This window comes from Tatumella sp. UBA2305 (genome assembly GCF_002345795.1).
In the GTDB taxonomy this organism is placed as follows: domain Bacteria; phylum Pseudomonadota; class Gammaproteobacteria; order Enterobacterales; family Enterobacteriaceae; genus Tatumella; species Tatumella morbirosei.
Window position 1 is genome coordinate 76,588 of sequence record NZ_DDVT01000010.1, and the last position, 9,833, is coordinate 86,420.

At 50.1% G+C, this 9,833-nt stretch carries 7 protein-coding genes; 1 reads left to right on the plus strand and 6 read right to left on the minus strand.

What is annotated here, in order from left to right; genetic code table 11:
* The first annotated feature begins 26 nt into the window (after positions 1-26).
* Entirely contained in the window at positions 27-1,214 is a 1,188-nt protein-coding gene (locus tag B3Z23_RS04205) for an MFS transporter (protein WP_294901882.1), read from the plus strand.
* 39 nt (positions 1,215-1,253) lie between these two features.
* On the opposite strand, the gene hmsP is transcribed toward B3Z23_RS04205, so the two are convergent.
* The 6 genes from hmsP to dppA all read right to left on the minus strand — a co-directional run bounded on the left by hmsP (position 1,254) and on the right by dppA (position 9,093).
* A complete protein-coding gene (hmsP, locus tag B3Z23_RS04210) occupies positions 1,254-3,248 on the minus strand; it encodes a biofilm formation regulator HmsP (protein ID WP_294901884.1) in 1,995 nt (664 codons plus the stop codon).
* A 164-nt stretch (positions 3,249-3,412) separates the two neighbouring features.
* Positions 3,413-4,435 carry a peptide ABC transporter ATP-binding protein gene (locus B3Z23_RS04215; RefSeq protein ID WP_414716456.1) on the minus strand — a complete coding sequence of 341 codons (1,023 nt, stop codon included), beginning with the start codon at positions 4,433-4,435 and terminating at the stop codon, positions 3,413-3,415.
* Positions 4,407-5,393: a dipeptide ABC transporter ATP-binding protein gene (gene dppD / locus B3Z23_RS04220; RefSeq protein ID WP_294901888.1), complete on the minus strand. Its 987-nt coding sequence runs from the start codon at positions 5,391-5,393 to the stop codon at positions 4,407-4,409. The genes B3Z23_RS04215 and dppD overlap by 29 nt, the downstream gene beginning before the upstream one ends.
* Positions 5,394-5,404: 11 nt before the next feature.
* The gene (dppC, locus tag B3Z23_RS04225; RefSeq protein ID WP_294901890.1) at positions 5,405-6,307 is read right to left on the minus strand and encodes a dipeptide ABC transporter permease DppC; all 903 of its coding nucleotides are present in this window, start codon (positions 6,305-6,307) and stop codon (positions 5,405-5,407) included.
* Positions 6,308-6,316: 9 nt separating this feature from the next.
* Positions 6,317-7,336 (minus strand): dipeptide ABC transporter permease DppB, encoded by a 1,020-nt coding sequence (gene dppB / locus B3Z23_RS04230; RefSeq protein ID WP_294901896.1) that lies wholly within the window; start codon positions 7,334-7,336, stop codon positions 6,317-6,319.
* Positions 7,337-7,482: 146 nt separating this feature from the next.
* A complete protein-coding gene (gene dppA, locus B3Z23_RS04235; protein ID WP_294901892.1) occupies positions 7,483-9,093 on the minus strand; it encodes a dipeptide ABC transporter periplasmic-binding protein DppA in 1,611 nt (536 codons plus the stop codon).
* Between the last annotated feature and the right edge of the window lie 740 nt (positions 9,094-9,833).

Sequence of the window (9,833 nt, forward strand, 5' to 3'; positions counted from 1 at the left end):
TTCCCTGCACAACGGAACCTAAACACATGCAATCTCCCCCGGAAGGCGCGAAAAAGCTCCCCGTCTCAGCCCTGCTGGCCCTGGCGATGACAGGATTTATCTGCATCCTGACCGAGACCATCCCGGCCGGGCTATTACCGCAGATTAGCCAGAGCCTGGCGGTTTCCCCTTCTCTGGCCGGTCAGATGGTCACGGCCTATGCTGCTGGCTCGCTGCTGCTGGCTATCCCGTTGACCTTACTGACCCGTTCATGGCCGGGACACCGGGTGTTATTACTGACCGTCCTGGGTTTTCTGGTGTTTAACAGCCTGACCGCCATTTCCGGAAACGTTACAATGATTATGTTCTCCCGCTTTATGGCCGGGGCCTGTGCCGGCCTGGCATGGAGCCTGCTGGCTGGATTTGCCCGCAGGATAGTCACGCCATCATTACAGGGGCGGGCGCTGGCAATTGCGATGGCTGGCACTCCGGTAGCTCTGTCTCTGGGGGTTCCGGCAGGCACCTGGATGGGTGAGTTGGCCGGCTGGCGTCTGACATTTGCGATAATGTCCGGATTATCACTGCTCCTGACGGGCTGGATAATGCTGTCTGTCCCGAAAGTCGCCGCGGAGTCAGAGTCGCAACAGACCACACTGCGCACTGCTCTTCTGGTCCCCGGCGTCCGGCCGGTGCTGATGGTGGTGTTAGGCTGGATGCTGGCTCATAACATCCTCTATACCTATATTACCCCGTTTATTGCCCCGGCCGGTCTTGCTCCGCGGGTCGATTTGGTACTACTGGTGTTTGGACTGACAGCGCTGGCTGGCATCGTGATGACCGGATATGTGGTTGATCGCTATCTGCGTCAGGCAGTATTACTGTCGGTCGCCGGGTTTGCCCTGGTAGCACTGTTATTTAGCCTGTATGGCACTTCAGCCCCGGCAATTTATGGCGGAACGGCACTGTGGGGCCTGACATTCGGCGGAGCAGCAACTTTGCTGCAAACAGCCCTGGCCGATGCCTCGGGAAAACATGCTGATGTGGCGTTATCACTCAATGTAGTGACATGGAACAGTGCCATTGCGCTGGGTGGCGTATGTGGCGGGCTGCTGCTCAGACATGGCGGCAGCGAGTCGATACCTCGGGTATTACTCTTGTTGCTGTTAATCACTCTGGGGATTGTATGGCGGGCCGGTAATCATGGATTTCCTGCAGGCAGCAGAGATAGCAGATAGAAAGTAATCCGGGGCCTGCAGGTACGGCCCCGGTTTTTATCAGACTTCACTGATCGGCGCGACCAGCCATTGTTCATTAAACACCTGTTCCGACAATGCCGGGGAATAAAGATATCCCTGAGCAATATGGATCCCCCTCGCCAGCAGCCAGTCACGTTGTTCGGTCGTTTCAACACCTTCAGCAATCACATCCAGCTGCATAATATCGGCAATCGAACCTACGATGCGTACCATCGTATCATCAGCAGGCAGTCCGGCCACAAAGCTGCGGTCCAGTTTCAGGCGGCGAACCGGCAGAGAACGAAACTGGTGCAGGTAATGCAGGTTGGAATATCCCATACCAAAATCATCCAGAACCACCGACACACCGGTTTTTTCAATGGGTCGCAGCAGTTCCATCGCCCGTTCGGTATCATCGATTTTAGCCGTTTCAGTCAGTTCCAGCACAAAACTACCGGGGTTAATTTTCAGGTCACTGAGTAAATTCTGCAGATGGCTCACCATCATCGGATCCTGCAATTGTAAGGCCGAAGTATTTACACTGAGTGGCAGCATAATTCCGTGAGCCTGCCAGTTTGCCAGAATCCGGCAAGCCTCCTCAAAAACCCAACGACCAATTTCCGGCATGACACCAATATCTTCCGCCGTGGTGATAAAGTCTTCCGGCAGTGAATATTTTCCGTCATCACGACGGATGCGTAATAATGCCTCTGCTCCCACCAGTTTCCCGCTGTTCATATCGACCTGCGGTTGCAGATAGAGTGCATACTCTTTTTCATGAATTCCCTGCAGGATGTCATGAAATTGTGCCAGCCGGACTTTTGCCCGTTCGGTCATTTGCGGGTCAAAAAACATTATCTGATTGCCGTTTTCCCGGGTGGCCGACATCATTGCTGAAATCCCATGTTCCAGAAAATCAGCAGCGTTCAGATTTTCGGAATGTTGGCTGGCCAGACCAATACTGACCACAGGACGCAACGGCATATCCTGAAGAGCCAGGGGCTGTGTCAGCTCGTCCATGACCAGTTGTGCCTGCCTCATCAGCAATAAAGGCTGCACGCCATGCTCATAAAACATCACAAAATCTGTGGCGGATAGCTGAGCCAGCTGAGAACCTAATCCCAGCGTACGACGTAGTTTATCGGCCAGCAGTCTCTGCAACAGCTCTTTGTTTTTGGGGCTCAGAATATCGGGAAGTACCGCGATACGCAGCACCATCAGCCCCACCGACTGTCCCTGACCTTTCTGACGCAGATACTGCTCGAGCAGCGCCAGAAAAAGTGTGCGGTTAGGTAACCCGGTAAACCTGAAATGAGTATTCAGACGTTCAACTTCTTCATGTGCTGAATCGGCAATAGCCTGGTTCTGATTGACGGAACGCACCAGCACACCGATTTCATCATCATGGTGGTTTTCCGGCATCATTAATTGCCTGCCCGGATTGTCCTGCAAATCACGGCAAATATTCCGCAACGGGTGAATCATCAGACGGTTGATAAACCAGCTGACCGAAACAGATAACACCAGCGCCAGTAACAGGCTGGTAATCACCATGGTCGACAGAGTACTTAGGATAAACTGATACACGCGAACAGAATCAGCTTCCAGAACCAGCCAGGCCAGAGGCTTAGGCAGGCCAGACTGCTCTGTCGAATAAAGCGGAACGGTTATTCTGACCGGCAACTGAAAAATACGGGCAATCAGCGCCGGAACTTTGTCCGGCTGATTATGCGTAAAATCAATTTGCAAGGCATCCAGCTGGTCGGGCAAACGAATATCTGCATGCCCCAGAACTCCGGCAGGCTTCAACGTATTTAACAGCTGCTGAGCCGCCGGAATATCGGCTTTCAGTACCGCTTCGGACAGAGGTTGACGTATGGTATGAGCAATATTTTCCATTTGCTGCGCATACTCAATCCTGCGCTGCTGCACAAAATGGAATAGCTGCACTGAGATAAAAATACAAATAACCACAATTGCTACGGCGGAGACATTTGCCATCTGCTTAATTGTGAGAGAGCGTTGAACGCGCACAGTAGTCTCCGGGCGGATGTCGTAAGTTTCCAAGTATATCTTAAGACACTATTCACGCTATCAAGGATCTCAGGAAATCGGTAAATTCCTGGCTAAACGGTGAAACGGCCAGCAAATGACTATCCCCTGCCTCGTACCTGAGGCAGGGGAACGCCCTGCAAGGTTCAGAAAGCAACGGAAGATTCCTGCTGTTCAACCATGAAACAGGCTATCTGATGATCACCATAGGATTTCAGTAACGGCTGGCTTTCAGTACAGCATGGCATCCGTTCACGACAACGGGCAGCAAAAGCACACCCGGGAGGGGGATTCAGCGGACTGGGTAATTCACCGGTCAGTTTTATCCGCCGTGTTTTGTTTTGCTGGTTGAGACGGGGGGTGGCTGATAACAATGCCTGAGTATAAGGATGACGCGGATTACCAAACACATCCGCTTTACGGCCTTTTTCTACACAGCGCCCGAGATACATGACAATCACTTCATCCGCCAGATGTTCAACCACTGACAGATCATGAGAAATGAAAACATAGGATAATCCCAGTTCCTGTTGTAGGTCCATCATCAGGTTAAGTACCTGAGCACGCACAGAAACATCCAGTGCAGACACCGGCTCATCGGCAATCAGTATTTCCGGGTCCAGCATCAGCCCCCGGGCGATAGCAATTCGTTGCCGTTGCCCTCCGGAGAACATATGTGGGTAACGATCATAATGCTCGGCTTTCAACCCCACTTTACTCATCATTTCCATGACTTTTTCTTTACGCTGCAACTTCGTCAAAGCAGTGTTTATCAATAGCGGTTCTTCAAGAATCTGACTAATTTTTTTACGGGGATTCAAAGAACCATAGGGGTTCTGAAAAATGATCTGAATTTTTTGTCGACGTAATTTTTGTGCCTGCGCACCCGGCACCAGCAGATCCTGCCCCTGCCAGAAAAGCTCACCAGCGGTGGGTGTTTCTATCATGGTCAGTAAACGGCCGAGAGTGGATTTACCGCACCCGGACTCGCCCACCACTGCCAGTGTTTGTCCACGCTGTAAGGTAAAAGAGACGCCATCAAGAGCTTTAACCAGACGTTCTTTTCCAAACATCCCACCACTCACCGGATAATGTTTTTTCAGCCCATTCGCCTGAAGTAAGGCGGTTACATTTGACGTCTTATTTATCACAGGCAGGTCTCCCGGCATCATCTAAGGGGAAATGGCATTTCACTTGCCGGCCAGCCATCTCACGTAACTCAGGCTCTTCGTTCCGACAAAGCTCAGTGACATAAGGGCAGCGCGGGTTAAGCAAACAACCGGAAGGACGGTCATATTTACCGGGTACCACCCCGGGTAAAGATGCCAGCCGGGCTTTATCCGCTGAAAACTCCGGCAGCGAGCGTAACAATGCCTGGGTATAAGGATGACGAGGCGCTGTAAATATATCCTCTGCAGCACCAATTTCGACCACCTGGCCGGCATACATAACTATGATCTGTTTCGCGGATTCAGCCACCAGCGCCAGGTCATGGGTAATCAGGATCAATGCCATATTCTGTCGTTGTTGTAACTCCAGCAACAATTCAATGATCTGCGCCTGGATGGTGACATCCAAAGCGGTCGTCGGTTCATCAGCAATTAACAGTTTCGGCTGGCAGGCAATCGCCATGGCGATCATGACCCGCTGACTCATCCCCCCGGAGAGCTGATGAGGGTAGACATTCAGTCGGGATTCCGGGTCCGGAATCCCGACGCTTTCCAGTAATCCGATAGCCCGCTGCCGACGCGCCCTGCGACTCCCCCCCTGATGTACCTTAATCGCCTCCATAATCTGGAAACCCACGCTATAGCAGGGATTTAAACTGGTCATCGGATCCTGAAAAATCATAGCAACATCCGATCCGACCAGCTGTCGCCTTTGTCTGGAATTTAAGGCCTGCAGATCAGACTTTCCGAAGCTCAGTTTATTTGCAATCACCTTTCCGGGGAAATCAATCAGCCCCATAATGGCCAGAGAACTCACGGATTTCCCGGACCCGGACTCTCCGACGATTCCAACCACTTCACCTTGCCCCACCGTATAACTAATGCGATCGACCGCACGGAACGGAGACTTTTCGTCTCCAAAATGAACCGATAAATTCTCAACACTCAGTAATGTCATTGCGCGGCCTCTTATTGCTTCAGTTTAGGATCAAGGGCATCGCGTAAACCATCACCCACCAGATTAAAAGCCAGTACTGTCAGGAGAATAGTCACCCCCGGAAAGGTAACGACCCACCAGGCACTTTGTGCATATTGCAGTACATCGGATAGCATCGTTCCCCATTCCGGCGTGGGTGGCTGAGCTCCCATTCCTAAAAAACCCAGCGCTGCCATATCAAGAATCGCATTAGAAAAACCGAGTGACGCCTGTACAATCAGTGGAGCAAGGCAATTGGGGAGAATGTTTACAAACATCTGACGTAACGGCCCCGCACCTGCAACTTTGGATGCCGTGACATAATCACGATGGACTTCCGCCAGTACCGCCGCTCGTGTCAGCCGTACATAATGGGGCAGAGCGACAAAGGTCAGAGCCAGTGAAGCATTGATCATTGACGGACCGAAAATAGCCACCAACACCAGGGCCAGTAACAAACTCGGCAGAGCCAGCATAATATCGACCAGCCGCATAATGACAGCATCCACCACCCCACCCAGATAACCTGCCAGCAGCCCGAGAACAATGCCAGAGACCAGTGACAGTACCACTACCAGGCAGCCCACCAGTAATGACAGCCGTGCGCCATACATCAGCCGGCTGAGAATATCGCGGCCAACATCATCAGTCCCGAGAATAAAACGCCATTCTCCCCCCTGCTGCCATACCGGAGGGTGAAGCAAAGCATCGCGAAACTGCTCCGTGGGCTGATGAGGCGCCAGAACGCCAGCAAATACCGCCATTAACAACATCAGAGTAATAAATATCAGCCCGACCACCGCTCCTTTATTTCGGCGGAAATAGTGCCAAAACTCCTGAAACGGCGTCATGGGTTTAGGTGCAGCACTCACACTGCCGGATTCAACAACAGACATGATGCCCCCTTATTTATGATGACGAATACGCGGGTTCACCACGCCGTAGAGAATATCGACAATAAAATTGACCAGTATGATCAATAAGGCCACCAGTAACACGCCCCCCTGAACGACCGGATAATCCCTGCGTTGTAACGCTTCGATAAGCCAGCGTCCCAGACCAGGCCAGGAAAAGATGGTTTCAGTCAGGATAGCTCCCGCCAGTAACGTTCCGACCTGCAGGCCAATGACTGTAACGACCGGCAACATGGCATTGCGCAATGCATGAACGACGATCACCCGCAGCGGCGTCAATCCTTTAGCCCTGGCGGTACGGATATAGTCTTCTCCCAGGACTTCAAGCATCGACGAACGGGTCATTCGAACGATAACCGCCAGAGGGATAGTGCCCAGTACAATGGCCGGCAGGATCATATGCATCACGGCATCTTTAAAATCTCCGGGTTCCCCCCAGAATAAGGTATCAATTAGATCAAAACCGGTCAGCGGGTGACTATCATCAAGGAACACCGTATCGCCAATTCGTCCGGAAACCGGTGTCAGATTGAGCTTTACCGAAACCAGCATGATCAACATGATCCCCCACCAAAAAACGGGCATCGAGTAACCCGCCAGCGACAGACTGATAGCAGTATGATCGAATACCGAACCCCGTTTAACTGCCGCCAGAACGCCTACCGGGATACCCACCGCTACCGCAAATAACATGGCGCAGATACCCAGTTCCAGTGTGGCCTTAAAGCGGGGGACAAATTCATTCCAGACAGGAATACGACTTTTCAGGGAGATCCCTAAGTCGCCATGCATAATGCCATTGATATAGGTGAGATACTGTTTCCACAAAGGCTGGTCCAGACCAAACTGGGCCAGTAACTGTGCATGTCTTTCGGGGGAGAGACCCCGCTCTCCTGCCATGATCATCACAGGATCGCCCGGGATCATATGGACAAAAGCAAAAGTCAGCAGGGTAATACCGATAAATGTCGGGATGACCAGCCCCAGACGTTTCAAAATAAACTGCAGCATAAACAAGTTCTCTTTCATGCCGCCATCCTGAAAGATGGCGATCATTGCTCACAACCCATCGCAGGGTGACCGCAATAGCGCAAAATACGCCACTAAAAACGAAGCACCCCGGCAGTTCCACTCTCCCGGGGTGTTGAATGTTGCTGTTATTGTTGAATATCGACGTTATCGAAGTGGTGTTTACCTAAAGGATCAACCACATATCCGGTCACTTTTTTGCTCACTGGCTCATAGACCGTAGAGTGAGCAATAATCAGTGCCGGGACCTGATCATGCATAATCACCTGCGCCTGCTGGTAGTAAGCAATACGTTTGTCATGGTCAGCTTCTGACCTTGCTGGCTGTATTTGATCCTCGAAAGGTTTATAACACCAGCGGGAATAGTTAGAACCATCTTTGGCAGCAGCACAACTGAACAATGTGGCAAAGAAGTTATCCGGATCGCCATTGTCTCCGGTCCAGCCCATCATCACCGTCTGGTGTTCCCCGGCTTTGGCTCTTTTCAGATATTCACCCCATTCATAGCTGACGATATTGGCTTTTACGCCAATTTTTGCCCAGTCAGCCTGAATCATCTCTGCCATTCGCCGCGCATTAGGGTTGTACGGCCGTTGTACCGGCATCGCCCAGAGATCGATGGTAAATCCATCCGGCATTCCGGCTTCCTTCAGCAATGCTTTGGCCTGAGCCGGGTCATACGGATAATCTTTGATCTTACTGTTATAGCTCCACATGGTCGGTGGAATAAGGTTTTTGGCTGCCTGACCCGCCCCCTGATAAACCGCATCAATAATCGCCTGTTTGTTCACTGCCATCGTCAGCGCCTGGCGAACTCTGACATCATCCAGTGGCTTTTTCTGCGTGTTAAATGCCAGATAGCCCACATTCAGACCAGGCTGTTCCATCAGAGTGATATTCGGGTCTTTTTTCATGCTGGCAATATCAGCGGGGTTAGGATAAGGCATGACCTGACATTCACCCTTCTGCATTTTGGCATAACGCACAGAGGCATCCGGGGTAATCGAGAATACCAGCCGGTCAATCTTCGGTTTAGGGCCCCAGTATGTCGGATTAGCTTTATACAGAATCCGCGAATCTTTCTGATACTGCAGTAACTGGAACGGCCCTGTTCCCACCGGATTCAGATCCACTTTTTCCGGTGTCCCAGCCTTCAGCATATTATCTGCATACTCTTTTGACAGAATCGATGCGAAGTCCATGCCCAGGTCTGCGATAAAAGGCGCCTCAGGACGGCTAAGAGTAAAACGCACAGTATCATCATCAACTTTTTCGATTTTAGTAATGAGTTTAGGCATATCCATGCCTTCAAAATACTCATAACTGCCACCGGAAACGTTGTGATAGGCATTGTTTTTATCCAACTGACGTTCAAAAGAAAACACCACATCATCAGCATTGAAGTCGCGGGTAGGTTTAAAATCTTTAGAACTCTGCCATTTCACACCTTTACGCAAATGGAAGGTGTACACCTTACCGTCACTGCTCACATCCCAGCTTTCGGCAAGTCCGGGTTGTAACTCCGTGGTCCCGGTTTTGAACTCAACCAGCCGGTTATAGATGGGTACCGAACTCGCATCGTAGGTAGTACCCGAAGTGAATAATTGCGGGTTAAATCCCTCCGGAGATCCTTCAGAACAATAGACCAATGTTTTTGCGTGTACAGCAGCAGAAAGCATCAATGTCAGTAAAGTAAAACCCGTCGTCAGTAAGCTTTTGCCGGACCGGAATTTGCTCATCTTCGTTGCTCCGTTAAAATGTGATGTGTGTTATTTACTTTTTGTTATTCGTTATTTTGTCAGCAGATTTTCTTATAACAGACGTGACACACCATAAAACCCCGGGTAAAAACCCAAACTATGGTCAAATGACGGAATAATCTGCTAATGCGATCTTCTGGTACCTCCCAATTTGTCAACAGATGTAATCAGCTGTCAATAACCGGAAAGCTTTTTTCTTAGAACTACGCGAAAAGTCATGAAAATTTATCACCAGATAAATTGACCATAATCACTAAAAACAACAATAACTAAAGCCATTATCCGGTTTGTATAGCCATTAAATACCAACAAATCAGTTAATAAAACTATTTAAAAAAGAAGGTAAAAAACAGGTTTTATGCAATCTTCCTTTACGATAATTCACTGATTATTCATTTATTCAGATTGTAAATTGATCGGAATTCTAAGCGGATAATCTAAAAAACGTTTCTGGCATAAGAAAAATGTTTGACTAAAATTAAGTGCGGGAAGGATAAGTCTGTTGCACAAACCTTATGCTGCAGTAAAGCCGGGAAAACTGTCGGGGGGTGACAGTAACAGGAACGATAAAGAGAAGAATATCTGAGACATCTCACTGACAGTGACACTAAGTAAAGCTCAAACCTCCTTCGGAGGTTCTCATCCTCATCAAACTTCGGACGTAAAAAAACCCGCTAAAAGCGGGTTTCTTCAAAATTGGTCGGCGAGAGAGGATGATG

Excerpts from the sequence above, each read along its gene's own strand:
- B3Z23_RS04205 (WP_294901882.1), top strand. The coding sequence starts at position 27 with ATGCAATCTCCCCCGGAAGGCGCGAAAAAGCTCCCCGTCTCAGCCCTG.
- dppC (WP_294901890.1), bottom strand. The coding sequence starts at position 6,307 with ATGTCTGTTGTTGAATCCGGCAGTGTGAGTGCTGCACCTAAACCCATG.
- dppA (WP_294901892.1), bottom strand. The coding sequence starts at position 9,093 with ATGAGCAAATTCCGGTCCGGCAAAAGCTTACTGACGACGGGTTTTACT.
- dppB (WP_294901896.1), bottom strand. The coding sequence starts at position 7,336 with ATGCTGCAGTTTATTTTGAAACGTCTGGGGCTGGTCATCCCGACATTT.
- B3Z23_RS04215 (WP_414716456.1), bottom strand. The coding sequence starts at position 4,435 with ATGCCGGGAGACCTGCCTGTGATAAATAAGACGTCAAATGTAACCGCC.
- dppD (WP_294901888.1), bottom strand. The coding sequence starts at position 5,393 with ATGACATTACTGAGTGTTGAGAATTTATCGGTTCATTTTGGAGACGAA.